The sequence below is a fragment of the Holdemanella sp. MSK.7.32 genome (genome assembly GCF_024460475.1).
Classification (GTDB): domain Bacteria; phylum Bacillota_I; class Bacilli_A; order Erysipelotrichales; family Erysipelotrichaceae; genus Holdemanella.
The window spans coordinates 1-26,267 of sequence record NZ_JANFYN010000030.1; the positions used below are offsets into that span (position 1 = coordinate 1).

Annotated in this window: 24 protein-coding genes, 1 pseudogene and 1 riboswitch; of the genes and pseudogenes, 6 read left to right on the forward strand and 19 right to left on the reverse strand. The window is 34.1% G+C overall.

The genetic code is table 11. The features are described from left to right. Positions 1 to 1,150 (reverse strand): hypothetical protein (locus NE544_RS07850; RefSeq protein WP_256268948.1); only part of this gene is annotated, 1,150 nt, incomplete at its 3' end. A gap of 174 nt (positions 1,151 to 1,324) precedes the next feature. Between NE544_RS07850 and NE544_RS07855 the strand changes: the two are divergent. Beyond that, a pseudogene (locus NE544_RS07855) lies at positions 1,325 to 2,710 on the forward strand (transposase). Between the two features lie 182 nt (positions 2,711 to 2,892). Here NE544_RS07855 and eno read toward each other — a convergent pair. From eno to NE544_RS07870, 3 genes are all read right to left on the reverse strand, one after another. Continuing rightward, a complete protein-coding gene (gene eno / locus NE544_RS07860; protein WP_117573123.1) occupies positions 2,893 to 4,221 on the reverse strand; it encodes a phosphopyruvate hydratase in 1,329 nt (442 codons plus the stop codon). A gap of 62 nt (positions 4,222 to 4,283) precedes the next feature. Then, positions 4,284 to 6,449 (reverse strand): U32 family peptidase, encoded by a 2,166-nt coding sequence (locus tag NE544_RS07865; protein WP_256268949.1) that lies wholly within the window; start codon positions 6,447 to 6,449, stop codon positions 4,284 to 4,286. Between the two features lie 45 nt (positions 6,450 to 6,494). Continuing rightward, complete coding sequence (locus NE544_RS07870; protein ID WP_256268950.1) at positions 6,495 to 6,872, reverse strand: metal-dependent transcriptional regulator; 378 nt, start codon at positions 6,870 to 6,872, stop codon at positions 6,495 to 6,497. A gap of 75 nt (positions 6,873 to 6,947) precedes the next feature. Between NE544_RS07870 and NE544_RS07875 the strand changes: the two genes are divergently transcribed. Continuing rightward, positions 6,948 to 7,478, forward strand: a complete 531-nt coding sequence (locus tag NE544_RS07875; RefSeq protein ID WP_256268951.1) for a TetR/AcrR family transcriptional regulator — start codon at positions 6,948 to 6,950, stop codon at positions 7,476 to 7,478. Here NE544_RS07875 and NE544_RS07880 read toward each other — a convergent pair. Both NE544_RS07880 and NE544_RS07885 read right to left on the reverse strand, forming a co-directional pair. Next, positions 7,468 to 8,082 carry a pentapeptide repeat-containing protein gene (locus NE544_RS07880; protein WP_256268952.1) on the reverse strand — a complete coding sequence of 205 codons (615 nt, stop codon included), beginning with the start codon at positions 8,080 to 8,082 and terminating at the stop codon, positions 7,468 to 7,470. The two genes, NE544_RS07875 and NE544_RS07880, sit on opposite strands and share 11 nt — an antisense overlap. After that, on the reverse strand, positions 8,079 to 8,681 hold the full coding sequence (locus tag NE544_RS07885) for a hypothetical protein (RefSeq protein ID WP_256268953.1): 603 nt from the start codon (positions 8,679 to 8,681) through the stop codon (positions 8,079 to 8,081). The genes NE544_RS07880 and NE544_RS07885 overlap by 4 nt, the downstream gene beginning before the upstream one ends. A gap of 79 nt (positions 8,682 to 8,760) precedes the next feature. On the opposite strand from NE544_RS07885, the gene NE544_RS07890 reads away from it, so the two are divergent. Genes NE544_RS07890 through NE544_RS07900 form a run of 3 tightly spaced genes read left to right on the forward strand, consistent with a single transcriptional unit; the run spans position 8,761 to position 10,054 of the window. Continuing rightward, entirely contained in the window at positions 8,761 to 9,375 is a 615-nt protein-coding gene (locus NE544_RS07890; RefSeq protein WP_256268954.1) for a M15 family metallopeptidase, read from the forward strand. Beyond that, complete coding sequence (locus tag NE544_RS07895) at positions 9,365 to 9,739, forward strand: hypothetical protein (RefSeq protein ID WP_256268955.1); 375 nt, start codon at positions 9,365 to 9,367, stop codon at positions 9,737 to 9,739. Before NE544_RS07890 ends, NE544_RS07895 begins: the two co-directional genes overlap by 11 nt. A 9-nt stretch (positions 9,740 to 9,748) precedes the next feature. Beyond that, complete coding sequence (locus tag NE544_RS07900) at positions 9,749 to 10,054, forward strand: multidrug transporter (RefSeq protein ID WP_256268956.1); 306 nt, start codon at positions 9,749 to 9,751, stop codon at positions 10,052 to 10,054. 27 nt (positions 10,055 to 10,081) lie between these two features. On the opposite strand, the gene NE544_RS07905 is transcribed toward NE544_RS07900, so the two are convergent. The 9 genes from NE544_RS07905 to NE544_RS07945 form a co-directional block, all read right to left on the reverse strand. Then, positions 10,082 to 11,002: a MetQ/NlpA family ABC transporter substrate-binding protein gene (locus tag NE544_RS07905; RefSeq protein WP_256268957.1), complete on the reverse strand. Its 921-nt coding sequence runs from the start codon at positions 11,000 to 11,002 to the stop codon at positions 10,082 to 10,084. Positions 11,003 to 11,020: 18 nt separating this feature from the next. Beyond that, entirely contained in the window at positions 11,021 to 11,719 is a 699-nt protein-coding gene (locus NE544_RS07910) for a methionine ABC transporter permease (protein WP_256268958.1), read from the reverse strand. After that, on the reverse strand, positions 11,712 to 12,758 hold the full coding sequence (locus tag NE544_RS07915; RefSeq protein ID WP_118115827.1) for a methionine ABC transporter ATP-binding protein: 1,047 nt from the start codon (positions 12,756 to 12,758) through the stop codon (positions 11,712 to 11,714). Before NE544_RS07915 ends, NE544_RS07910 begins: the two co-directional genes overlap by 8 nt. A gap of 225 nt (positions 12,759 to 12,983) precedes the next feature. Next, positions 12,984 to 13,904 carry a LysR family transcriptional regulator gene (locus NE544_RS07920; RefSeq protein ID WP_256268959.1) on the reverse strand — a complete coding sequence of 307 codons (921 nt, stop codon included), beginning with the start codon at positions 13,902 to 13,904 and terminating at the stop codon, positions 12,984 to 12,986. A 99-nt stretch (positions 13,905 to 14,003) separates the two neighbouring features. Next, on the reverse strand, positions 14,004 to 15,209 hold the full coding sequence (locus tag NE544_RS07925) for a M20 family metallopeptidase (protein ID WP_256268960.1): 1,206 nt from the start codon (positions 15,207 to 15,209) through the stop codon (positions 14,004 to 14,006). A gap of 127 nt (positions 15,210 to 15,336) precedes the next feature. After that, on the reverse strand, positions 15,337 to 16,119 hold the full coding sequence (locus tag NE544_RS07930; RefSeq protein ID WP_256268961.1) for a transporter substrate-binding domain-containing protein: 783 nt from the start codon (positions 16,117 to 16,119) through the stop codon (positions 15,337 to 15,339). Positions 16,120 to 16,288: 169 nt separating this feature from the next. Beyond that, positions 16,289 to 17,029, reverse strand: a complete 741-nt coding sequence (locus NE544_RS07935; protein ID WP_256268962.1) for an amino acid ABC transporter ATP-binding protein — start codon at positions 17,027 to 17,029, stop codon at positions 16,289 to 16,291. Between the two features lie 3 nt (positions 17,030 to 17,032). Then, a complete protein-coding gene (locus tag NE544_RS07940) occupies positions 17,033 to 17,689 on the reverse strand; it encodes an amino acid ABC transporter permease (protein WP_256268963.1) in 657 nt (218 codons plus the stop codon). Between the two features lie 58 nt (positions 17,690 to 17,747). Beyond that, positions 17,748 to 18,683: an AEC family transporter gene (locus NE544_RS07945; RefSeq protein WP_256268964.1), complete on the reverse strand. Its 936-nt coding sequence runs from the start codon at positions 18,681 to 18,683 to the stop codon at positions 17,748 to 17,750. Positions 18,684 to 18,840: 157 nt separating this feature from the next. Here NE544_RS07945 and fucO point away from each other — a divergent pair, with 157 nt between their 5' ends. Beyond that, positions 18,841 to 20,004: a lactaldehyde reductase gene (fucO, locus tag NE544_RS07950; RefSeq protein WP_256268965.1), complete on the forward strand. Its 1,164-nt coding sequence runs from the start codon at positions 18,841 to 18,843 to the stop codon at positions 20,002 to 20,004. A gap of 75 nt (positions 20,005 to 20,079) precedes the next feature. Here fucO and NE544_RS07955 read toward each other — a convergent pair whose 3' ends face one another. From NE544_RS07955 to NE544_RS07970, 4 genes are all read right to left on the reverse strand, one after another. Beyond that, positions 20,080 to 20,949: an NlpC/P60 family protein gene (locus NE544_RS07955; RefSeq protein WP_256268966.1), complete on the reverse strand. Its 870-nt coding sequence runs from the start codon at positions 20,947 to 20,949 to the stop codon at positions 20,080 to 20,082. Positions 20,950 to 21,141: 192 nt separating this feature from the next. Beyond that, positions 21,142 to 22,236: a methionine adenosyltransferase gene (gene metK / locus NE544_RS07960; RefSeq protein WP_118115134.1), complete on the reverse strand. Its 1,095-nt coding sequence runs from the start codon at positions 22,234 to 22,236 to the stop codon at positions 21,142 to 21,144. 40 nt (positions 22,237 to 22,276) lie between these two features. Next, positions 22,277 to 22,399: riboswitch (SAM-I-IV-variant riboswitch) on the reverse strand. Positions 22,400 to 22,502: 103 nt separating this feature from the next. Further along, positions 22,503 to 23,132 carry a lactate utilization protein gene (locus NE544_RS07965; protein WP_256268967.1) on the reverse strand — a complete coding sequence of 210 codons (630 nt, stop codon included), beginning with the start codon at positions 23,130 to 23,132 and terminating at the stop codon, positions 22,503 to 22,505. A 3-nt stretch (positions 23,133 to 23,135) separates the two neighbouring features. After that, positions 23,136 to 26,168, reverse strand: a complete 3,033-nt coding sequence (locus tag NE544_RS07970; protein WP_256268968.1) for a DNA polymerase III subunit alpha — start codon at positions 26,166 to 26,168, stop codon at positions 23,136 to 23,138. Positions 26,169 to 26,267: the final 99 nt, after the last annotated feature.

A 26,267-nucleotide genomic window follows, 5' to 3' on the forward strand; every position in this document is an offset into this window, starting at 1 on the left:
TTTTATACGCAAAACTCGATAATGTTTTGTTTTCCTTCTTTGGTCGATAGAGCATTCTTGTCTTCAACTGCTTGAAATTCAAGTCTTCAACCACAAGACTCTTCTTCTTGGATTTACAAAATCCCATGATTTCAATGGCCAGCTGATACAGTTCTTCATTTCGTTTGTTTTTGGTATTCTCTTTATGGATTGGATACTTCTTGATCAGAACGATATTTCCATCCTTATTGGTTTCACATAGTGCTATATGGTCCACATTGATATCGATTCCTACGGCTCCATACAATGTATCTGTCTTTGGAAGATTCATATGTTTTTCAAATATAGCTTTCACAATAAAGTATTCACCATAGTCCATCAGCTCATAGGCTACTGCCTTATCAGGTGAATTGTGTTTTTCATTGACTCTTGCGTACAATTCATCCTTGTACTTATGAAACTGCACTTTGAATACAATGTCTTTCTGCGTGCTTCGATAGGTCAGCATATCATTATCAACATTTAATTTGAAAAGGTTGTTTGAATACTTGCCTTGTCTTCTGCCTGTAATAAGCATTCTTCTTTGTCTTCTGAATCTAAAAGTTTCTAAATCACTTCTCAGATTCTTTTTACCACCAAAACATACAGAAGGCATCTTTCTTTTAAGTTTGAACTCATTTCGATTTCTTCTGAATTTTAGATTGCGAATGATGCTCTTCAATCTTTTGATATTTGGATCCAATACCTGCACCTCATACAGATAATCTTCTACTGTATATTTCTTTTTCTTGGATCTATTGATCAGTTTCTCTTTTTCCTTTAAAGCCTTCTTCAATTGATTCTCATTCTTTTTTAGTTTTTTGTTTATCTTTTTAAGACGAGTCTTGATCATATCTTGATTTTCTTTTTCAAGACATTTAAGACTTTTCACCAAAGCCTTGGCCTCATAAATGGCAGATAAAGGAAAATAGTCACTTGTACCATAAAAGGACTTGATCATTCTTTGATCCGTGTCTGAATAAGTAACATCCTTATAAGCACGATCAAAGCAGATTTTGAATGCCTTATGAAGCATACAGTTATACAGTTCAAGATCCTTTTTTATGATGGATTCAGCTTCTGGTTCCAGATCTTTATAATAGATTCTTTGTGACATTGAAAACACCTTCATAAGGCTAGTCCTCCTGTTCTATCTGACTCTATTATACTATATTCAGAACGGGTTTAACAGGTAGATTTGAGACTTTCTAAATTATTTTATGTTTATTATTATATCACCAATGTGAATATGTGATATTTGTTGATATTCTCACATATTCACATTAAATTCACATATAATTAATATATGGACACTATTTATCATTCGAACATTCCAATTGAAACTCTATCATTATTAGATTGTGATGTTCGAAACTTTAATTTCATTCATCCCATCAAGAATATCTTCTTCGATAATATTGACTATATAAGAAAACTAGATGCTTCAGGTAAAGCTCGTCCTTGCATTTTAGACAATGCAGAACGTTCACTACTTTGTCACACATGTTATCTTGGTTTTGACCAGTTTGAATGTCCTAATTGTGACAACTGGAATGTCGTCCCCCATTCTTGTCATTCTAGATTTTGTAATGCCTGTGGTGTTAAATATGCCAAACAGCTTGTAGCCAAAGCCATTTCTTTTTGTCTTGACTGCCCTCATAGACACATTGTCTTTACTATTCCTAAAGAACTTAGAAACTGGTTTAGACAAGACCGTACTCAACTCAATCTTTTGTTTGTTGCAGCTAGAAACACCATTTCCATTCTTACCAATAAATCTCTTGCCGATAAACTCAAAAAGAAAAAGCTTTCTGATACTCACTATATATTCAAAGATATTTCTGTTCGTAATGAATTTAGTATGATTGCCACTATACATACTTTTGGAAGAGACCTTAAATGGAATCCACACATCCATTGTCTTATTCCTGAATTGATCTATTCTTTTAAAAAAGATAAAATCAAAACATTTCATCATTTCAATTTTACTAAGCTTAGAAAAACTTTTCAGTTTGAATTAATCCGACTCATACAAGAAGCCGGTGGATTAAAGAAACCTGAAGAAAAGAACAGACTCTATAAGAATCATCCCAAAGGATTCTATGTCTATGCCAAATTCAAATCAGATGACAATGATTCCAACAATGCCTCATCTAATAAAAACAGTAAAGATATTCAAGGCTGCGTAAACTACTTCATTCGCTATGCCGGAAGGCCTGCAATGGCTGAAAACAGAATCACAGAATACAATAAAGAATCAAAGACTGTCAGCTGATTCTACAATGATCATAAGGATGAGAAAAGATATGATGTCACAGATAATGTGATCGACTTTATAAATCGTCTCATCATACATATACCAGACTACCATTTCTTAACCACTCGATATTATGGATTCTATGCCAATGCATCTAAGAAAACATTGGACAAAGTTCATGCACTTCTTGGAATCAAAAAGAATAAGGATTATTCTCGTGAAACCAGAAAAAAGAAATTAAAAAACAAACTCAATAAATTCAGATACCGCACACACTTGATTGATTCTTTTAACAGAGACCCAATTCAATGTAAATGTAAAGCCACAATGCAGTATACTTATACATATAATCCATTCAAGGACAAAAGAAATGACAGAACATACAGAAAAGAATGTATTGATGAAATGATTCAAATGTATAAAAGAAGATTATGATTAACAAGAACTCCATACTAAACAAGGCTATTTACAATAGTCTGTTTTGTCATGCCTATATAATGCTAGATTCAAATAATTCAGTCATTTTTAAATCTCCAGATTCAACTTCTCCGAAACCAATTTCTTAATATAAAAAAGACCCCGAAGGGTCTTAATTAGCTAAAGTTCTTAGTGAAATACTACTTTTTGAATTCAACAGCTGGTAAGTTGTAGAAAGTCTTGTCTCCAAGGTATTCAGCAACGTTAACAGTTCCACGTTGGTTCAATTCGTCTTCAATACGCATTAAACGGTTGTATTTAGCAATACGGTCTGTACGGCTTAATGAACCAGTCTTGATTTGTCCTGCGTTCAATCCAACAGCGATGTCAGCGATTGTAGTGTCTTCAGTTTCTCCTGAACGGTGAGATACGATGCAAGTGTATCCATGTTTCTTAGCCATTTCGATAGCGTCGAATGTTTCAGTTAAAGTACCGATTTGGTTAACTTTAATTAAGATTGCATTAGCGATTCCTTTTTCGATTCCTTCGTAAAGGATTGAAGGGTTAGTTACGAATAAGTCGTCACCAACTAATTGTACTTTGTCTCCTAGACGGTCAGTTAATTTTTTCCATCCGTCCCAGTCGCTTTCTCCTAATCCATCTTCGATAGAGATGATTGGGTATTTAGCGATCCATTCTTCGTACATGTCGATCATTTCATCGCTAGTCTTAGTTCCTTGACCAGATTTTTTCAATTCATATAATCCAGTTTCAGTGTTGTGGAATTCAGAAGCAGCAACGTCCATTGCAATCTTCATGTCTTTTCCTGGAACATATCCAGCAGCTTCCATAGCTTCAACTAATAATTCAAGAGGTTCTTCGTTTCCATCTTTACAGCTTGGAGCGAATCCACCTTCGTCACCAACGTTAGTGTTGTATCCTTTTTTCTTTAATACAGATTTTAAAGCGTGGAAAGTTTCAGCAGCCATACGAACAGCTTCTTTTTCACTCTTAGCACCAACTGGCATAATCATGAATTCTTGGAAATCTACTGTAGAGTCAGCGTGTGATCCACCGTTGATAACGTTGCACATAGGAACTGGCAATGTTTTTCCGTTGAATCCACCGAAGTATTTGTATAAAGGTTCTCCGTAGAAATCAGCAGCTGCTAAAGCACAAGCCATAGAAACACCTAAAGTAGCGTTAGCACCTAAATTTTTCTTGAATGGGTCTCCATCCAATTCTAACATTGTTTTGTCAATTAATACCTGGTCACGGCAATCCATACCGATAATTTTTGGAGCAATTTTAGTGTTTACGTTTTCAACAGCTTTAGTTGTTCCTTTTCCCAAGTAACGAGCTTTATCTCCATCACGTAATTCTAAAGCTTCACGAACACCAGTACTTGCACCACTTGGTACCATAGCACGTCCGTAAGCACCAGATTCTGTAGTTACTTCAACTTCAACAGTTGGATTTCCACGTGAATCTAGAACTTCACGAGCATATACATCAACAATAATAGGCATAATTAAAATATCCTCCTCTAAGCCTTAAGCTAATAAAATAATAGCACGCAAGCCATCTAAAATCAACGATTATAGGCTCTGAAAGCGGTTTTAACTTCCTCTTGGTTCTCATCAGTAAACACAAAGCGGAAATGTTTTATTCCATACGATTCATAATCTTTTCGATTTTCAATTTCATTCATAATATTCACACCATACAATCGCATGTGACAATCTTTATCTCCAAGCAAAAAGACACGCTTTCCATCTAAGCCTTCAAGCTCATAACGATGATGATGACACAAACCGCAATTCATTCGCTTACCATCTTTTAAAGCCGTATTTACAGGACAATGTTTCATCGTCATCAAGCGTCGTTTCTGATATAAAGTCTTATAGACTGGAGCATCAAAATGATAACGATTCGAAAAGCCCTTCATTATTTCTTCAACCTGATACTTGTCACACTCATCACTGATTACACAACTTTCATATCCCATTTCTAAGATAGCAGCCACACTATATGAATTGGAAACATTTAATGAATCTACTATTTTTCCTTTACCTAGATGCGCATTCACAAATCCATCAACACTCGTTATATTTGACTTTTCTAAGATTTGATTACCGTTAAACATTTCACTAACATAACAAGAAGAATCATCAACCTTTTGATTCATTGAATTAATTTCAAACAAATCAAATGAGGTTTTACTTTTCTGTGGAATATAACTATATTCTTTTTCAACAAGCGGCTCCTGTTTTAAACAAGCCTCTTTCATTTTCTCAAGAGCATCCCTACGAAGTTGGTTCATGACAGAAATTGGAAAATAAATGTCTTTACCCAAATGATATTCAATATGATCAAAACTTGCCCAACTATCTTTTGTCTTAGAAAACTGTTTGTTTAACGTTTCTTCATCCGTTGCACGCTTTAAAGCCTGTACACTATCAATTTCAGTAGAAACGCAAACGCTTGTCGAATCCTTATACACTTCCATTACCATCGGCTTTCCAACTGCGCTACAAGTTACAATCGCATTAACCTTGCTTTGACGATTCGAAGTACGAATTTTTTCATCGATTGTTTTATTCAATTCAGAATCCATTGTTTTACGAACAATACTACCTACATGCACGCCTAACGGTCCTTCGATTAGAACTGTATTATTTTTAGGCATGAAAGAAATCAACTTTTGTTTCTTATCATACATAAAATTCACATGACAACCCAAGTTCTCTTTTTCAAAACGAATTCCATCATTTTGATGCAGATCTTGACTTAATTGAATACAAATCTTATTTTTATTTACCTTTACAACCTTGCCAATTTCAATTCCTTGATGATTACAAGTTTTACTATTCATTAATTCTTTGCCACAAGCCCTATACATATGACCTACAGTATATTCTCGATTGAATGTAACACGTAAGTTTTGTTTGTCCTCAACATTTCGTTCCATATTCTCTAATACCTTTTTGACTTGTGAAACACTCTCATAAACATATGGAGCACTCTTCATTCGCCCTTCAATTTTTAACGAACAAACCCCCATATCCGCTAATGTATTCACTTCATCAATCAAAGATAGATCTTTTGGACTTAATACATATTCTCCATGCGTATCTACTTTATTTCCATCTTCATAAAGAGTGTATTTCATTCGACATGGCTGTGCACACATTCCACGATTTCCACTTCGTCCATAATGTACACTTGAAAAATAACATTGTCCCGAATAACAAATACATAAAGCTCCATGCACAAAAACTTCCACTTCAATACCTGTATCTACACATGCTTGAATTTCTTCTTTTGTACATTCTCTAGCTAAAACAACACGTTGAACACCTAATTTTTTTAGTTGTTCAATTTGATAAGGATTAGAAACTGAAAGCTGTGTAGAAGCATGTAGCACCAAATTGGGTAGTCTATGATGCAAAAGATGAATAAATCCTAAATCTTGAATGATCAAAGCATCTACACCAAAAGAATGAACCATCTTTGCCATATTGTAGGCATCTTCCATTTCATCCTCATATAATATTGTATTCATCGTAATATATACTTTTACGCCACACAAATGACATCTTTCAATAACTTCTTTTGTAGTTTCTAAGTCAAAATTATTTGCGAATGCCCTAGCCCCAAAACTAGGCAAACCAAAATAAACAGCATCACATCCTGCTGCTAATGCTGCATTTAATGCTTCCATACTTCCTACGGGTGCTAATATTTCTGGTCTCATTTTCCTTGCTCCTTTCAAAATAAAAGCTACAGATACAATCTATAGCTAGTCTTTATTATTTTGATAATACTTTTTAATTGCCTCAAAAGTTTCTTGCGAAATCACATGTTCAATACGACAAGCATCTTCTGTCGCAATATTTTTAGGTACACCTATATTTTGTAGCATATCTGAAAAGAAAGTATGACGCGCATATGTTTCTTCTGCGATTCTCTTTCCTTCTTCACTTAAAGTTAAAAATTTACTAACATCTAAAACAATTAATCCTTGCTCAGACAATAATTTTACGGCATGTGAGACGCTAGGCTTAGAAAAACCCAAATAACTTGCGACATCAACACTACGAACATGATCTAAACATTTTGATAAAACTAATATGGCTTCTAAATAATCTTCCATCGATTCGCCTAACTGCATATTCATTACTCCTCTAATTCTTTTCTTTAATTTTAAGCTAGTCCTCTTTTAAAGTCAATTGTCATGACATATAATAGTTATATGAACGATACAAAACTAACGATTGCAAATGCGCTATTAATTCTATTAAAGACACAACCATTAAACAAGATTACAGTCACGCAGATCACAAAAGAAGCAAATCTGACAAGACAAACATTTTATCGTAATTTTGAAGATAAAGAAGATCTAGTGAATTGGTATTTTGAAAAGCTATGCCTAGACTCTTTTAAAGAAATGGCTGATCAAACTACTTTAAAAGAAGCTTTGATCAAAAAATTCACTTTTATCCAAAGCCAAAACACATTCTTTAAAGAAGCCTTTAAAGAAGATGACTACAATTCTTTGACAAACTATGACTATCGCTGTATCTATGATTTCTACAAAAAGAAAATCGAAACAAAAACAACAATTGATCCACAACTAGACTTTCTACTTCAAATGTATTGTCATGGATCTATTGAAATGACTAAGTCCTGGGTCGAAAAAAATATGTATCTAGATATAGAAACGCTAGTCAATATGTTGATTGAATCCATGCCCGAAAGATTGAAACAATATGTCAATCTTTAACTACAATACCTAAAAGTCTCACAAATTCAAGTGCCTGGGATGAATTCACGACAACACCTGTTAATTTATCACTCGACACCGCAATGTTTTCAATTTCACAGCTTGAGAAATCAAGCTCTTTTAATTTTGTGTTAAACCATTCCGTTGAATTTAATATACATTTATCAAATGAAGTCTTTTTAAAATTACATTGAACAAATCCTGAACCCGTTAAATCATTGATGTCAAATGCACAATCTTTAAATGTACTGCCACCAAAGTCACAATAATGTCCTTTGCATAATTGAAATAATGTATCTTGAACTAAGCTTTGTGAAAGCTCCATTCCACTGATTCGACAAGAAATGAAATGAACACGGCTTAAACTACATTGATTCAAGTGTACATTTACAAATTCACAATGATCAAAAATAATATCCATACACTCGATAAAGCTAAAGCTACAATCTTTAAATTGACACTTGCTAAATTTACACCCATCCATCGTGATATTATCTACGTTTTCTTCAATACAAACATTCTCAAATATATAATCACTCACATACGATTCATATGTCCATTCATCCATTTGTTCAAGACTCGTATTGATTTTTAACTTTTTCATAGACTCTTAATTTTCAACAATATTTCTTGATTAAACAAGATATCTTTTAGTAATTGTAAATCTTCATAACTCACAAAATCATACTCTGCACGATTTAAAATAATATAGATTTGTTGAAGCGCATTTTTAAGTTCCATCCATCCTTCTGGCGTACCAAACTCTTCATCAAACAACTTATGAATATTATCCTCATTCATCAAAGGATATAAATAGGAATAGATGGTTGTCGTTGAAGGATTATTAAATCCATCAAAAAAATTTTTAAATACTGGATAGATATATTTTCGTAACATGTTCAAAGTGGCTTTCGCATAGAATAATGCACTAGCACTAAAATCAGCATCCTTTACATCTTCATAATAGACTTCCAAATCACTTCCAGATTCAATTTGATCTAAGGCACTTCCCGGAAAATCTGCATAATCTTCTTCATTTATATTTAAAGCTTCATAAAAGTCAGTTTCTTCTTCAGGCTCTTCGTTTTGTTTCATATTATTCATCATATTTTGAGCCATATCATTTAACTTATTCTTTTCTTCATCGCTCATATTGTCCATCATTCTTGAAATGGCTGAAAAATCAATATCACTAAATTTCATGTTTATTACCTCATTTCTAACAAGTATTATACACAAAACATAAGTGGATTAACATAAACAAATATATTAGAATATATACATGAAATTATTAAATATACAAAAAGAAATACCCGATATTCTTTTGGATATTCGCTATTGCACAACTTACAATTTCATTGGTGAAATCATTGATGGCTATATAGATCCGGTAGCGTTAGGAACAAAAGAATTGGTGGAGCAATTAAAAGTAATCAATTCAAAGGCAAGACAAATGGGATATCGATTAAAGATATGGGATGCCTATCGACCTCAAAGTGCCCTTGATCATTTCATGACTTGGAAAGATACTGAGGATGATAAAATGAAATCCATTTTCTATCCAAAATATTCCAAAAGCTATCTTTTCGAGAATGACTTTATCATTGAAAAATCAGCGCACACCAGGGGTAGTACTGTCGATTTAACTTTAGTTGATGAAAAAACAGGAAAAGAATTAGATATGGGATCTTACTTTGATTACTTTGGCGATATTTCTAGTCCTTTGCATAAGGATGGATTGACAAGTATTCAAATTCAAAATCGCATGACATTAAGAAATTTAATGTTAGACAATGGATTTATTCCTTTAGAATCCGAGTGGTGGCACTATACTTTAAAGGATGAACCCTATCCAGATACTTATTTTAATGTGGAGGTAAAATCTGATGGAAACTAAATTATGGTCCGCTTTAATTGGTCTTTCTAAAACCGTGGATTCAAATCCAAAAACAGAAAACACAGACACAATTATCATAAATTGTCTTCAACGCCTAAGAAATCATACAGTTACACAAGATTTAATTGATTTAGTACACAAAGAAAAAGACAAGATCTCGCCAAGTTGTAAAACGTGCACACATCCTTGTGGCAACACAAGTGATTATGACATGTCTTTAATCAACGACAAGAAAAAGGAATTGATGAATCAAATCCTGAATTTAAGTGATATGAACTTCATCTATCGCGGCCTATGTTACTTAGGCTTTGACATTGATGATTCTTATATTGATGAATTGATAGAAGAATGTAAAGACAAATAGGAGGTCAACATGGAAAAAGATTGGACATTATTTAAAAAGAAACTAGGCGGCTGGCAAAAGGCCTACATGGATAGATTGATTGAAGAGTATAAGGATATACTAAATTCAGATGCATCATCTTCCGATAAATACTGGTCTCTTCGAAAGAAAATTTATGAGGATTATAAAAGTCCTGGTGTTTTGGCAAGAGATGTATCTCGATCAAATATGTTCATTATATTATTAGGTTTATTGCGTGATGAAGCCATCACTATGGATGATTTAGATGGATTTAGTGATGAACTTAAAGAAGATCTTCAACAATTACTCAAATGAAAAAGCCGAAAAATCGGCTTTTTTCATTTAGTCTTCTTTTTTACCAGCCAATTCTTTTAATGCTTTTAAAGAATCCACTTTCTTTGAATATAAAGTCAATGGTGCAGAACTTGTATCACCAATCGCTGTTAAATCATATCCTTGTGCTTCACATTCATTTTTCAAATATGCTTTGTGTTGAAATGAGTTCAAATCAATTTCGCCATTATTTAAAGCTTCATTTGGTAAGTTATATGCATCAAATACAACTACATCTAAATAGATTCCAGAATTTTCATCATCTAATACTTTTTGTACCGCTCTAAATGTATCGGCAGAACCACAAGTACCAATCTTAATAACTTTCTTTCCATCTGAACTTGATTGATATCCTTCAATATCGCTTACAAAGTTTTTATCAACTTTATAATCTTTATCATAATCAAATGCAGGAACACTTGCTCCTTTATTCTTTTCTAGAATATATTCAGCCACCAACTGACTTTGGTAAGCCTTTACTACTTTTTGATAATCCTCATTATCTTTATCGGCAGTACGCGCAACGATCACATTAATAAATGGATTATCACTTCCTACTTCTTGTACTTCCGTAATTAAACCATCCTTTTTAGGTTTTAATCCAGCTGGAATCGCATATGTTCCATTGATTGTGGCTGCTCCAAAATCATCCAAAGTCGAAACTAATGTATTGGCTTGTGTAGGAACAATTTCAATATTGTATTTATACTTCGTAACATCCTTCAATTCTGGAGTCCAACCAGCCTTGTCATCCACTTCAATCAAACCAGCTTTTTCTAGAAGCAATAACCCTCTTCCACCATTTGTGGCATCGCTTGGAATACCAATTTTTACAGGTTCACTTGATGACTTTGATGAACATCCTGTAAGTAATGTTGTAGCTACTAAGCCTGCTGTTAAAAATGTTTTAAATAATTTATTTGTCTTCATAATCTTTTTCTCCCTCTTTTATTTATGAAATAATTCTTTATTCGTTGTTGCTTTTGACAATGTATTTCCCAATAATTGAATCAACGAAACAATGATCAATAATAAGATCACACATAAATTCACAACATCTTGATAATGTAAGTTTTGTCCATAATTAATTGCGAACGAACCAATTCCACCAGCACCAACTGCACCTGCAGAAGTTGTTAATCCAATCAATGAAATAGCCGTAATGGTTGTTACACGAATCAAATCCGGTAACGCCTCATGCAGATAAACACGAAAGATAATTCCTAGTGTTGAACTCCCCATGCTTCTAGCGGCCTCTATTTTTCCTGGATTTACATCCGCTAATGCCGTTTCGACTTGTCTTGTGTAGAATGGAACCGCTCCAAAGACTAATGGAACAACAGCCCCTTTGACTCCAATCGAAGTACCCGCAATGCTTCGTGTCAATGGAATCAAGAAAATCAACAGAATGATAAACGGTACGGCTCTAAACACGTTTGTGATAACTTCTAAAATAAAGTGAACAATCCGATTTGGCTTAATCCCATCTGTCTTTGTTACAATCAATGAAATTCCAAAAGCACCTCCAATTAGTAATGTAATCAAGCCTGCGATGAAAAACATTTGATACGTTGCAGTCAATGCTGTTAAAAATATATCCCAGTAATTGGCAACATTTGGAAAAAAATCAACTAAAAATCTAGGCATGATGAATCACCTCCACTTTTACATTAGATTCATGTAGAAAATCTATGGCACGCTGTACATTTTCTTTAGTCCCTTCAATTGAAGCAATAATGCCACCCAAAGCATCCGCATTAACGACATCTACATTGGCCAACATGATATTTACATCCACATTATATTCACGAGATATTTTTGAAATGGTTGCACTACCAACACTATCTCTAGTGAATGTAAGTTTAACTAATTTACTATCTCTTGGAAGAATTGTCTTATTCTCAATCAACTTCGTAATATTCGATAATGCAGAAGACGAGTTGATAAATTTTTTGGTAATCTCTTCTTTAGGATTGGCGAAGATATCATATACATCTCCTTCTTCAACAACCTTACCATTCTCCATAACTGCCACACGATTTGCGATGGATTTAATCACACTCATTTCATGTGTGATCAAGATGATCGTTATCCCTAATCTTTTATTTAAATCCTTCAATAATTTTAAAATGGATTCTGTCGCATCTGGATCTAGAGCAGAAGTTGCCTCATCACTAAGTAACACCTTAGGATTGTTTGATAAAGCTCTTGCGATGGCTACACGCTGTTTTTGTCCACCAGACAATTGTGATGGATACACATATTTTTTATCTGCCAAATCTACAAGATCTAATAATTCATCCACACGAGTCTCAATTTCTTTCTTTGATAACCCCGTATATTTTAATGGGTATGCCACATTGTCAAATACTGTACTTCGATCTAATAAGTTAAAATGTTGAAAGATCATTCCTATGGAGCGTCTTAACTCTCTTAATTTCTTTTGACTTATATCTAAACTTCCTTGATTTGCACTTACCTTTCCAAATCCTTCAATTTCAATACTTCCAGAATCTGGAATCTCTAAAAAGTTCAAGCAACGTACCAAAGTACTTTTACCAGCACCAGAATATCCAATCACCCCATAGATTTGCCCACTTTCAATATGTAGTGAAACATCATCTACGGCATGTACGTCTACATTCTTTAAATGATAGGTTTTATCCAAATGTTCTATATTAATCATTTATAACACTCCAATCTAACAAAAAAAGCCGAGGACTTTTCCCCGGCAATCGCACACTTAAATAAGCGACAAACGAATTGAAAACCGGGTCACATTTTTTAACATATACATTTGCATCATTGACATCATCATTGTTTTCATTTTCGTTTCCTCCTTGCATGTTTGTATTCTACAAGAAGGTTATGTTATTGTCTAATTGTTAAATTTTTTAAGCAGTTATAAAAATTATTTATTGCTAAAATAATCCTTCATCGTTTGAATATACGTACTACCAATCTCACTCAACACTGTATTTTTCCTAGTGATATACCCAATTTCCATCATAGAATTGGGATTCTCTATATTCGCTTCATAAGGCACAACTACATAGTCATCCCCATTCAAATCACGACTAATAATTCCAGAACATAAAGTATATCCATTCAGTCCTCTCATTAAATTCAGCATCGTAGCACGATCATTCACTTGAATCTTTCTTGGAAATTCATTTTCAACCAATATCTCCTCTGCCGTATACATCGAAGGATTATTCCCTTGATCAAAAGTCATATTTGGATATGGCAATAATTCTTCATATGTAATTGATTTTTTCTTAGCAAGAGGATGTCCCTTATACAAATACACAAAGGCATCACAATCCGCTAATTTATGAAATTCTAAATTCCACTCATCAAATTGTTTCATCATAAAACGACGATTATAGTTGGATAAATATAAGATTCCTATTTCACTTAATGAATTACCTACATCCTCAATAACATGCATCGTCTTAGTTTCGCTAATCGCAAAATCATATTTAGAAGTCCCATACTTCTTCACTGTATCCACAAATGCTTTGGTCGCAAATGAATAGTGCTGGCACGAAACACGAAACTTATTTCTTCGTAAACTTACATCTTCGTAGCGATTTTTTAATAATTCATATTGTTGGTACAACTGTCTTGCGTATGTTAAAAATTCTTGTCCCTGTTGCGTCACAGTGACTCCGTGACTTGTACGATTATAGATTTGAATATCCAGTTCTTTTTCAAGTGATTGAATGGCAGATGTTAAAGTAGGCTGAGACACAAAAAGCTTTTCAGCCGCCTTATTCATAGATTTCTCATCTGACACCGTTAATACATAAAGTAATTGTTGAAGCGTCATTTTCAGTCTCCTTTATTTATATAATTTTAATGAATATTTGTTGATTTTCAAGATTCCATAAAATAAAAGAGCTTGACAAGCTCTTCAAATATAAAAACATTAATTCTCCTTTTGATGTTCAACATGCCAAGCATGATCCTCTTTAACTTTCGCAAGTTCTTCTGGATTTTCAAATAATTCGAGTGCCGTAAAAGCCAATGCTTTTGCCCCTTTGACAATCGCATCCATTGCCTTTTGACTACATGAAGCATTGACCATATCTTGACTATGTCCTGCAATCCGTACATCTGTAATACTAATATGCGGTTGAATCGTAGGTACAACCTGACTAATATTACCTACATCACTACTTCCTGGCATTACCACATCTTCTACATGTTTTACAGTATTGCCAAGTTCCGTAATGTATTTTTCATAAATCGCATCTAATGAAGGTGTTAAAACCATATTTTCTACAAGATTTTGATACAACTTCATACTCGATGTACAACCCGTCTGTAAAGCGGAACCCTTCACAATATTCTCTACTTTTTCGTATAACTCATGTAATGTATCAATATCAGCAGCACGAATATAATATTTAGCCTTTGTGTATTCTGGAATGACATTAGGAGCTGTTCCCCCATCAACAATCACACCATGAATACGAATGCGATCTGTGAGTTGTTGTCGTAAAACACCAATGGCTGCATATGTTAAGATCTGCGCATCCAACGCATTGATTCCATCTTGAGGACATCCTGCTGCATGCGCTGGTTTTCCCCAAAATTCAATATCTACAGGTGCACAGGCATAATTACGCGTACTTAATCCATCTTCAGGACCTGGACCTGGATGCACGCATAGGGCAAAATCCACATCTTTTAAATATCCCTTCTTCACAAAAGAACCTTTGGCGCTTCCATTTTGTCCACCCTCTTCTCCTGGCGTACCATATACACGTACTTCTCCACCAATTCGATCCACTACACTTTTTAAAGCAGCACCCGCAAGTGAAGAAGTAGCGCCAAACACATTATGTCCACATCCATGGCCTAAACCTGCAAGAGCATCATATTCTGCTAGAAAAACAACCGTAGGACCTGGTTTATTACTTTTGTAGGTTGCCGCAAAGCCTGTACGATGTCCTGCCGCTGGTAATTCAATCTCAAAACCTTCTTTTTTTAATTGTTCACTCAATGTTTGAGATGCAAAATATTCAAAGTCACTAACTTCTGGCTTGGCATGAATAGCCAAAGAAATATCTTGATATACTTTTGCGTTTGTATCTATATATTGAGAAATTTGATTCTTTAATTCTGACATAAAATAGTTCCTCCTAAAAGTTGAGTCTATTGTACAAAGAACAAGTGCTATATTCAAATTCTATTTATTTATATCTAGTTATAAATTATTTTTATATTTCGAGCAAAAAGAAAAACGGCATAGCCGCTTATTCTTTCGTTAGATCTTCACCAAAATACTTGATAGAAATCTTAGATAAAGTTCCATCTTCTTTTAGTTCTTTTAAAGCCTTATTTACAGCTTTCTTTAAAGAGGCATTATCATCCCCTTTTACCATTGGAATCGCATAGGGTGTAGATTCTTTGGATTGATCAACAATTTTAAATGAACTATCCTTTGTCGTTTGAAGATAATCATTGATAGAAGTAGCTGCATTGATTGTCGCATCCACACCACCACTCTTTACAAGATCCATACATTTCGTTAAATCATCTACGCCTTTTACAGTAGCCCCATAGTCTTCACCCAATTCCATATAAGTAGATCCAATCGAATTGGCAGTTGTCTTTCCTTTTAAATTATCAAACGAAGTAATTGTCGTATTATCATTACGAACAACTAAGACTGTATGATCATATGCATAAGGTGTAGAAAAATCAAACTTCTTTTCTCTTTCCTTTGTGATATCGACACCATTAATGACTAAATCATACGTACCTGTTGATAATCCAGTTAATAATCCATCCCATTTACCTTCTACAATATTGGCTTTTACACCTAATTTCTTAGCAATGTTCTTAGCAACTTCCACATCAACACCCATCAATTGATCATCCTTATCATGATAAGAAAATGGTTGCCAATCGCCTTCTAAACCAATTGTGATTTCACCTTTATCTTGAATTGCAGCTAAATGATCCTTACTAGATCCACATCCTGCTAAAGTAAAAACCATAGCCGTACTTAATAAACCTGCTAATAATTTTTTCATCTTAACCTATCATTCCTTTCCGCTTCGCTTCAAGGCACACATTGGAATTAAAATGTGCAATGAGCTTTGCTTTTATTACTTATCTTTTATTTGTTACCATGTTCTTGAAGTTAGAAGTACACTACAGAGCACGGTGATGTGAGTTGCAGACTTCTGCATCTCGTTCAGATTACATTTCCTCTTTCCTTAAAAAATCTTTTGTTCGTTCTTGTTTCGGATTTTCAAAGAAATTCTTTGAACTGCCCTCTTCAACAATTTTCCCTTTTTCCATTAAAATCACATGACTAGACACATTCTTCGCGAAAGCCATCTCATGCGTGACCACAACCATAGTCATTCCTTCATTAGCCAGTGTTTTCATAACACTTAAAACTTCTTGAATCAACTCTGGATCAAGAGCTGAAGTTGGTTCATCAAAATAAATAATATCTGGATTTGTAGCTAACGCTCTTGCGATTGCAACACGCTGTTGTTGTCCACCCGATAATTGTGAAGGATAATAAGTCGCGCGATCTTTCATTCCTACTTTTTCAAGCATCTGCATACCAATCGCATTGGCCTCTTCTTTAGAAACATTTCGCGCTACAGTAAGACCTAATGTCACATTTTGTAGGGCTGTCTTATTCGCAAATAAATTGTAATTTTGAAATACAAACCCCGTATGCTTTCTAAGCTGGGCAACATCCTTCTTTGATGTATTTGATAAATCATAAGATTTTCCATTAAAAATCATAGTCCCTGCATCGGCTGTCTCTAAATAATTGATACAACGAAGTAAAGTTGTCTTACCAGATCCTGAAGGACCTAATATCGCAATAACATCGCCTTTATTGACCGTAAGATCCATTCCATTCAAAACATGTAAATTTCCAAATGATTTATGAATATCTTTAATTTCTAATAAAGCCATACTCTATCTCCCTGCCTGATAATAATTCAGCTTCTTTTCACCCCAAGCTTGCAGCCAAGTTAAAACTGTACAGAAAATCAAATAAACTAAAGCCACTTCTATGTATAACTGCATAAACTGATAAGTTCTTCCGGCAATTCTTTCTGTCTGCATAAACATTTCTGTAACTGTAATATTCGCAGCTAAAGACGTATCTTTTACAAGTGAAATCAAGTTATTAAATAATGATGGAAATGCACTTCGAAAAGCTTGCGGTAAAATAATATGCGTCATAATCTGCATATAGCTCATTCCTACACATAGTCCGGCTTCCATTTGTCCTTGTGGTACACTTTCAATCGATCCGCGAATCGTTTCAGCACAATAAGCGCCTGTATTTAATGAAAATACAATAATCGCTGCAGTAATAGCCGATATTCTCACGCCAATCGATTGCATTCCAAAATACATAATAAATAATTGTACAAGCATAGGTGTTCCTCTAAATATCCAAATATAGAATTGAACAACATACTTCATAACCGGAACTTTCGCATATTGTATCAAGGCACATACAATAGCTATTAGCATTGCGATAATAAACGATACTAGCGCAAGTGGTAATGTCATTACAATTCCCGAAATAAATATCTTTGGGAATGATTCTAAAAACAATTCCATTCTTTCCCTCCCTAAAATCTTTATACTATTCTACATCCTAAAGTGAACTTTAGGTCAACTAAATCAATCCAAATGATTTTAAAATTGTTAACCAGAATGTAATACTAAAAGCACTAAGCAATGTTGTCAGCATCACAACACTCGATGTCAAAACGCCTTTATGCCCCATACTTTTAGCCATCACAAAACCAGATACGGTTGTACTTGATCCGCACATAATCAAAATCGCAACTAAGGCTTGATTTCTAAATCCTAATAAAGCTGCAATTGGTAAGAAGATCGCACAAAATCCAATTAATTTCATAAATGTACAAAATAAAGATGGTTTCAATTCTCCTTTCGCCTGATCAAAATCAAAAGTGGCTCCCATCGCCATTAAACCTAGTGGTGTTGCCGTACTTGCGATCATAGAAATTGTTTTATTGATGACTTGTGGCAATTGAAATGGCAACAAACTCACAAATACACCTATCACAATGCCTAGAATTAGTGGATTCTTTAAAATTCCAACAAACGTTTTCTTATAGTTGACCTTCGATTGTTCAGCCTTAAAAAAAGATAAAATTACAACTGAAACCACATTATATACGAATACCACACTCATCAACATCAATGGTGCAACACCTACATCTGGATAAATATTGGATGTTAATGCAAGTCCTAATAAGGCAGCACTGCTTCTGTAACAAGCTTGAATAAATTCACCTTGAATCGCTTTATCTTTTAATCGCAATGAAAATAATATAGATAATAGAATACTAATTAGAGTAGATACAACACAAAATACGACAAACTTTGTATCCCAAAGATCTTTAAAATTAGATTTAGACACATCGACAAACAACAATAGTGGCAATGATACTTTAAAGACAAATGAATTTAGTTTGGATGCCAATGCATCCTCTAAAATATTCATTTTATTTAAAAAATAACCAACAACCATCAATAGAAAGATAGGGATGGTCGCATTTAAACTAAATAATAAATTTTCCACAAAATCCCTCCAAAACTTTCTTAAAATTTTAGCACAAATATTGAATAATATGCACTAAAACACTTATATGTGACATTATTATCAATTTGTAACTTGTATGTAAGCGCTTGTACTCGTACAATGGAATTAACAAGTATACAAGGAGGAAATAATACTTATGGCAAATCGTTTTATTTTAAATGAAACAAGTTATCATGGTGCTGGAGCCATCAAAGAAGTGGTTACAGAAGTTAAAGCACGTGGATTAAAGAAAGGTTTAGTTGTTACAGACAAAGACTTGATCAAATTTGGTGTAGCTACTAAAGTCACAGACTTATTAGATGAAGCTGGACTTCCTTACGAAATCTATGATGAAGTTAAGGCAAACCCAACTGTTGAACAAGTTAAAAATGGTGTACAGGCAGCTAAAGATGCTGGTGCAGACTATTTAATCGCTATTGGTGGTGGAAGCCCACAAGATACTTGTAAAGGTATTGGAATCATCTTGGCAAACCCAGAATTTGAAGATGTTATTAGCTTGGAAGGTGTTGCTCCAACTAAAAACAAATCTGTCCCAGTTATCGCAATTGCGACTACAGCAGGTACTGCAGCAGAAACTACAATCAACTATGTAATTACAGATACTGAAAAGAAAAGAAAATTCGTTTGTGTAGATGCTCACGATATTCCAGTTGTTGCGATCATTGACCCAGAAATGATGTCAAGTATGCCAAAAGGCTTAACAGCAAGTACTGGTCTAGACGCATTAACTCACGCTATTGAAGGATACACAACTTTAGCTGCTTGGGAACTTGCAGACACATTAAACTTAAAAGCTATCGAAATCATTTCAAGAAGCTTACGTGCTGCATGTGCTAACGATCCAAAAGGACGTGAAGACATGGCTTTAGGACAATATATGACAGGTATGGCATTCTCTAACGTTGGTTTAGGTGTTGACCACGGTATGGCTCACCCATTAAGCGCATTCTACGGAATCCCTCATGGTGTTGCTTGTGCTACATTGCTTCCATACGTTATGGAATTCAACAAAGATTACACTGGTGAAAAATTTAGAGAAATCGCTCGTGTAATGGGAGTTGAAGGTGTTGATGAAATGTCTCAAGAAGAATATCGTCAAGCTGCTATTGATGCCGTTATTCAATTAAGTAAAGATTGTGGAATTGCTCAAAGCTTAAAAGAAATCGGTGTTCAGGAAGAAGACTTACCTACATTAACAGATTCAGCTATGGCTGACGTATGTACAGGTGGTAACCCTCGTCCATGTACTAAAGAATTGATCTTCGACTTATACAAATACGCATTTAACGGAAGAGACTAATATGTCCATTTAGAAGGCAATCTAGTTGCCTTCTTTTTTTCTGTGCAAAAAAAAGATGAGATCACTCTCATCTCATTAACGATTTACATGAACATATCCAATAAATGGTTGGTTACATTCAACACTATAAATTGTTGTCTGACATCCAAACCATCCACCATGAACAGCTTGTCCATTACCAATATATAATGCGACATGTCCTTGATAGACACAAATATCTCCTGGAACTGGATTATTTGTCAAAGGTCCCAAGCTTAAATAAGCAGCAGGCGCACCATGGAAATTGATTCCTACAGCAGCAAGTGAATTTGTCACTAACATTGTACAGTCTTGATATACACCAATCTGAGCTAATGCTGCATCGGCAATTCTTTGATAGAAATTCTTTTCTACATTTACCGTAATATTTTTTTCACTTACATTTCCCGCTTTATCTTTCGCTTTAATGGATGTTGTAACAGTTCCTGTATTTGTTGTATCTACATTTTCAGTCAAAGTCACAGTTCCTTCTTCATTTAATGAAACATAGCGATTGATATCAAATGCTTCATTTTGTTCCACTGTGATTGTATCCTCACAAGTAATTACAGGCGCTGTTGTATCTTCTACCTTGACACTTACTTCAGCACTGTGCTTTTCATTTGTATTTTTGTTTTTTCCTTCGATCGAAACTATTTGTTTACCAACCGTTTCAATATCTAAATCTTTTACTTTTACCTTGTAGTTTTTTGATTCATATACAGATACATTTTTTGATTTCTTTTTAAATTTTACATTTGCATATTTTTGATGTAATTCTTTTGTAAATACAGACTGCATTGAATCTGCATTTTGATATTCAATTTTATAAGCTGGTGTGTTTTCTTTTGCTGCAACACTTGTAACGCCTCCAAATGTAGATGTAGCAATCATCACACTCGCAAATACTTGCATTAATTTTTTCATTGTTATGGGCCTCCTCATTGCTCACACAATTAAAGAGGCTACACTATTTTCTCGTAAGTGTCAAAAGAATACCCGTATTTCCCACAATTTAACATATTAATTTGTTTAAATTTGCCATTATTAACAAGTTCGTCCCATTAATTTGCACTTTTTAGTGAAAAAAAGAACTACAAAATTTGTAGTTCTAATCGATTAATATTCTAATTTTTTAACCTTTTCCCAAGTAAATTGAGGATCACCAAAGTGTCCATAGCATGATGTCTTGTGGTAAATTGGCTTTCTTAAATCCAATTCGGAAATGATGTTTCCTACTTCGAAATTAAAGTTTTTCTTAACAATTTCCAATAATTTTTCATCATCAAATTTACCTGTTCCAAAAGTATCTACACATAAAGATACAGGTTGTGCTTTACCAATTGCATACGCAACTTCAACTTCACAACGACGAGCTAAACCATTCGCAACAATGTTTTTTGCTACATAACGAGAGTAGTAAGCAGCACTACGGTCTACTTTTGTAGGGTCTTTACTAGAGAAGCATCCTCCTCCAATACGTCCACGTCCACCATATGTATCACATACGATCTTACGTCCTGTCGTTCCTGAATCTCCCCATGATCCACCTACAACGAAGCTTCCAGATGGGTTGATGAAATATTTTGTGTTTTCATCTAAGTATTTTTCATCGATGCAAGGTTTAATCACTTCATTCATGATCAATTCTTTAATTTCTTCTTGTGTAATATCTTTTGAATGTTGAGTTGAAACAACGATTGTATCAATACGTTTGATTTCATCATTTTCATATTCAACAGATACCTGTGTTTTTCCATCTGGTTTTAATAAATCTGGATGTTGTCTTCTGACTTTTGTCAATTGACGAGCTAAAAGGTGTGCATAATAGATAGTTAATGGCATATACTCATCATTTTCATCACATGCATAACCAAACATAATACCTTGGTCACCAGCACATACTTCATCACGATTTACGGCATTGTGAATTTCAGGACTTTGTTGGTTCACAACAGTATGTACATGATATTCTTCTGTATATCCAATACGTTTGATTTCATTTAATGCGATTGTTTCATAATCCAATTCTGCCTTTGTATTACATTCACCATAAATTAATACAAAATCATCTTTAATTGTGCATTCAACAGCCATATTTGAATATGGATCTTGAGCTAATGCAGCATCTACGATTGCGTCGGCAATTTGGTCACAAATTTTATCTGGATGACCTTCAGTAACACTTTCACTTGTAAAAATATAGTCTTTCATTTTGTCTCCTCTTCTCTTGCTTATCCATAAAAAAAACATACTTTAAGAAGTATGTTACAAATCTTTATACTTCTTATCGCTGTTAGCAGGACCACCTTAACATATTGTCAGGTTGGCGTGAAGTCAACGAGCTAACTCTCTACTTCAACTCTGGATAATTTTTTTACGCATAAAGATTAAAACATGAAACTACAAATAATGCAAGGAATTCATCACCATTATTATACACATATGAAAAAATGGCTAAATTATCTAGCCATTTCTTTCTAATATCCTAATACTTCATCCACTAAGATTACATGAATACGATCGGGCTCCATACTATTTCTTGTGATGACCAGCTGATCACAAATGCAACCTTGGGCTAAACAATTTGCACAACTACCCGTGACTTGACACGGCCTATTTCCAGCAAATCGCTGACTGTTAATTGGTGCAGCCACATTTCTTAATCTAGAAATTGCACTATCTAAATCTTTTGTCACCTTATTCATACCTACGATCATTATGACATGTCTAGGCCCAAAGCAAAGACAAGATACACGATTACAATGCCCATCCATATTGACTAAAATTCCATCTTCTGTCATCGCATTGGTACTCATTAAATAGTAATCTGCATAAAAACAATCTCTTTCCAACTTGTACTTTTCTTCGGCATCTTTTGCCTGATCTCGATCAATGACTTTGAAATTTCTTTTATAAAGCTCTTCCTTAATACCAATCTTATTTAAAGTATCTGAGCCTCCCCAGCCGACAGTTGAGCCTGGCTTCATAATTTCAAATGCCAAATCCAAAGCTTCTTGTTTCGAATGCACATAATACCCATTCATATGTCTGTTTTTTAAGCCTTGAATCACTTTTTTAGATAATAAATCATTTCGTTTTGTGATCATTTTTTACACCTCAATCCACTCTATTTTATTCACTACAATCGATGATGGTCGATCCTTCTTTCCTTGAATCAGACAAATACGATCTTTTTGAATGTTTTCTTTTTGTTGTTCATACAAACGAGGCATGATAACCGCATCCATTTTACCAGCTTCATCCTCGACACTCATAAAGCACATCCAATCGCCTTTCTTTGTCTTATGCGTTCTAAAAGACGCCACACGTACTAAGATATTCATATATCCATCTCTATTTACCGCATTCAACAATGGTATACAATTTGGATAGTTATGCATACGTAAAGACTGCACAGGATGTTCACTCACATAAAAGCCATATACATATTGCTCTTTTTGGGCTTTTTGTATTGGATTCTCTTTGATTCTTTGAATGCCTGGACGAGAGACAATACTAAAATCGAAACGTAAATTGTTCGGATCTTCAATTCGCACAATATTTACATAATCAATCAGCTTTCTTAAATTCTCATTAAGAGTTGCACGATTATATCCAAAACAATCCAATGCTCCGCCATCAATTAAAATTCGAATCGTAGATTCATTGATCTTATACATACTTGCCTTGGCAAGAAAATCAAATAAATCTGCATATGGTGCATGTTCTAAAATCGTTGGATAAATTGTTTTCCCTACACCTTTTAAAACTTGTAGTGGCATACGAATTGAATTCTGTTCAATCGTATAGAAAGCCTTTGAATGATTAATATCACACCCATTCACAACGATATTTCTTCGTTTACATTCATAAATATATTGCGAAGTTTTTATACCTGAACCAATGACACTATTTAAAAGGCTCTGATAGAAATATAAAGGATAGTTTGCCTTTAAATAAGCCATTTGATAAGCTACTAAGCTATAGGCATAACTGTGTGATTTATTAAATCCATAACCGGCAAATTGTTCCATAATGGAAAATATCTCATTGGAAACAGAATCCTTAATACGCTTCTTTCGAGCTCCTAAAATGAATTGCTCTTTTAAATTCTGCATGACATCCAATTTCTTTTTCGACATAGCCTTTCTTAGTGTATCTGCTTGTGCCAAACTAAATCCGCCAATCACTTGGGCTGTCTGCATAACTTGTTCCTGATAAATCATGATACCATAGGTTTCCTTTAAGATTGGTTCTAGTAAAGGATGAGGATACACGACTTTTGAAGAATCCTTTTTTCTTTCAATATATGTATCAATATGCTGCATCGCTCCAGGACGATATAAAGCAAGTACAACACTGATATCTTCAAATTTGTTGGGTTGTATCTTTTGTAGTAAAGACGTAATTCCACTAGATTCCAATTGAAATACACCTAATGTGTTTCCAAACGATAATAATTGATATGTTTTCGCATCCTTTAAATTGATTTTCATCATATCCAAAGAAATATGTTTTTGTTCTTTTAGATTTGTGACAATTTCATGAATCGTCGTTAAATTACGAATGCCCAAAAAATCCATTTTGATCAAGCCCAAATCTTCTAGATATTCCGCTGTAAATTGTGTAGCCTGAATATCTCCATCGACACTGACAAGTGGACAAACATTCACAATAGGCTGATCTGAAAGAACAATTCCTGCCGCATGTAAAGAGGTGTGTCGTGGTAATCCTTCAACGTTTACACACATCTTAAATAATTCAGTTAATTTTTGATCCGACTGAATCCTTTTTCGAAATAAAACATTCTCATTATAGGCCTGCATCAACGTAATTTTAGGTGTGTTCTTTAACATCTTAGAAAGTTCATCCACAATTCTTGCCGGAATATTCATAACACGCCCTACATCACGAATGGCTTGTCTTGCTTGTAATGTATTGAATGTTACAATATGACTCACATGATCATAACCATATAATTCACGAACATATTGAATCACTTCATCTCTTCTATCATCTGGAAAATCCGTATCGATATCCGGCATAGAAACACGTGATGGATTTAGAAATCTTTCAAACAATAAATTATTCTGAATTGGATCAATATGTGTAATACCTAAACAATAAGCTACTAAAGAACCGGCTGCACTACCACGTCCTGGACCTACAAATATGTCTTGACTTCTGGCATATCGAATAAAATCCCATACAATCAAAAAATAATCGGTAAATCCCATATTCACTATGATATTTAATTCATATTCTAAACGTTTGATATAGGTAGGATTTAAATTCCCATTTAAACGTTTTTCTAACCCCTTCTTACAGAGTTTGATCAAATAATCCCTCGAATCAATTTGAAGTTTATTTTTAAATACAGGAAGCTTGGACTTTTGAAAAGCCATTTGAATATTGCACATTCTTGCGATTTCTTCTGTAGCGATCAATTCGCTTTCATCATACAATGCTTCCATTTCCTGTGGACTTCTTAAATATCTTTGAAATTGTACGTCCAAACCTTGATTTTCAATATTCGTTTGTTTGGCAATAGCCCTTAATACTTGTAAAGATTTTACGTCTTCACTATTCTCATACAGAATTCGAGATAGAGCCACACGTTTACAATCAAGTTGTTTTAAAATTCGATTATCGGCTCTTTTTTTACCCGAATCATTCATAGATACAGAAATATAGAAATCTGAAAAAGATTTTTTACACAATTCTACAAATGCACTTAACTTTTCTAAGTTTTGATGTTCAATATATGCACTGAATGTATCTTTTCCGTCGCTGGAAGTTAATACCACACAATCTTTGGCATACTTTATAACTTCTTCAAAAGATACATTTCCTTTTATGATCGAACTTAATTTATATAAATTCTGTAGACCCATATCATTCTTCGCTAGAAGAATAAAATGAAAGGGCTCCTCATTATAGATGGAATCAACTTCTAAACCAATAATCGCATGAACATTATGTTTTTTACATAGTTGATAGAACTCCATCGTTCCATACATCACATTATGATCGGTTAAACAAACATGATTATATCCGAGTTGTTTTTGATGAAGAATCATATTTTCTAAACGAATTGGCGATTCAAGTAAAGAGTATGAACTTCGCATATGTAAGTGAACCATAGAATACCACCTTTCCATTGTAGATATTATAGCATAAGAAAAAGGACTATATAAAAATAGTTGGGGTCTAGATACGCTATAAGATTACATAGGGTAATG

What these genes read in the sequence shown, in the direction of transcription:
- NE544_RS07915 (WP_118115827.1), bottom strand. Translation starts at nt 12,758, where the DNA reads ATGATTAATATAGAACATTTGGATAAAACCTATCATTTAAAGAATGTA.
- NE544_RS07900 (WP_256268956.1), top strand. Translation starts at nt 9,749, where the DNA reads ATGGAAAAAGATTGGACATTATTTAAAAAGAAACTAGGCGGCTGGCAA.
- NE544_RS07880 (WP_256268952.1), bottom strand. Translation starts at nt 8,082, where the DNA reads ATGAAAAAGTTAAAAATCAATACGAGTCTTGAACAAATGGATGAATGG.
- NE544_RS07885 (WP_256268953.1), bottom strand. Translation starts at nt 8,681, where the DNA reads ATGAAATTTAGTGATATTGATTTTTCAGCCATTTCAAGAATGATGGAC.
- eno (WP_117573123.1), bottom strand. Translation starts at nt 4,221, where the DNA reads ATGCCTATTATTGTTGATGTATATGCTCGTGAAGTTCTAGATTCACGT.
- NE544_RS07865 (WP_256268949.1), bottom strand. Translation starts at nt 6,449, where the DNA reads ATGAGACCAGAAATATTAGCACCCGTAGGAAGTATGGAAGCATTAAAT.
- metK (WP_118115134.1), bottom strand. Translation starts at nt 22,236, where the DNA reads ATGAAAGACTATATTTTTACAAGTGAAAGTGTTACTGAAGGTCATCCA.
- NE544_RS07965 (WP_256268967.1), bottom strand. Translation starts at nt 23,132, where the DNA reads ATGATCACAAAACGAAATGATTTATTATCTAAAAAAGTGATTCAAGGC.
- fucO (WP_256268965.1), top strand. Translation starts at nt 18,841, where the DNA reads ATGGCAAATCGTTTTATTTTAAATGAAACAAGTTATCATGGTGCTGGA.
- NE544_RS07910 (WP_256268958.1), bottom strand. Translation starts at nt 11,719, where the DNA reads ATGCCTAGATTTTTAGTTGATTTTTTTCCAAATGTTGCCAATTACTGG.
- NE544_RS07940 (WP_256268963.1), bottom strand. Translation starts at nt 17,689, where the DNA reads ATGGAATTGTTTTTAGAATCATTCCCAAAGATATTTATTTCGGGAATT.
- NE544_RS07930 (WP_256268961.1), bottom strand. Translation starts at nt 16,119, where the DNA reads ATGAAAAAATTATTAGCAGGTTTATTAAGTACGGCTATGGTTTTTACT.
- NE544_RS07955 (WP_256268966.1), bottom strand. Translation starts at nt 20,949, where the DNA reads ATGAAAAAATTAATGCAAGTATTTGCGAGTGTGATGATTGCTACATCT.
- NE544_RS07875 (WP_256268951.1), top strand. Translation starts at nt 6,948, where the DNA reads ATGAACGATACAAAACTAACGATTGCAAATGCGCTATTAATTCTATTA.
- NE544_RS07970 (WP_256268968.1), bottom strand. Translation starts at nt 26,168, where the DNA reads ATGGTTCACTTACATATGCGAAGTTCATACTCTTTACTTGAATCGCCA.
- NE544_RS07905 (WP_256268957.1), bottom strand. Translation starts at nt 11,002, where the DNA reads ATGAAGACAAATAAATTATTTAAAACATTTTTAACAGCAGGCTTAGTA.
- NE544_RS07920 (WP_256268959.1), bottom strand. Translation starts at nt 13,904, where the DNA reads ATGACGCTTCAACAATTACTTTATGTATTAACGGTGTCAGATGAGAAA.
- NE544_RS07935 (WP_256268962.1), bottom strand. Translation starts at nt 17,029, where the DNA reads ATGGCTTTATTAGAAATTAAAGATATTCATAAATCATTTGGAAATTTA.
- NE544_RS07925 (WP_256268960.1), bottom strand. Translation starts at nt 15,209, where the DNA reads ATGTCAGAATTAAAGAATCAAATTTCTCAATATATAGATACAAACGCA.
- NE544_RS07890 (WP_256268954.1), top strand. Translation starts at nt 8,761, where the DNA reads ATGAAATTATTAAATATACAAAAAGAAATACCCGATATTCTTTTGGAT.
- NE544_RS07870 (WP_256268950.1), bottom strand. Translation starts at nt 6,872, where the DNA reads ATGAATATGCAGTTAGGCGAATCGATGGAAGATTATTTAGAAGCCATA.
- NE544_RS07895 (WP_256268955.1), top strand. Translation starts at nt 9,365, where the DNA reads ATGGAAACTAAATTATGGTCCGCTTTAATTGGTCTTTCTAAAACCGTG.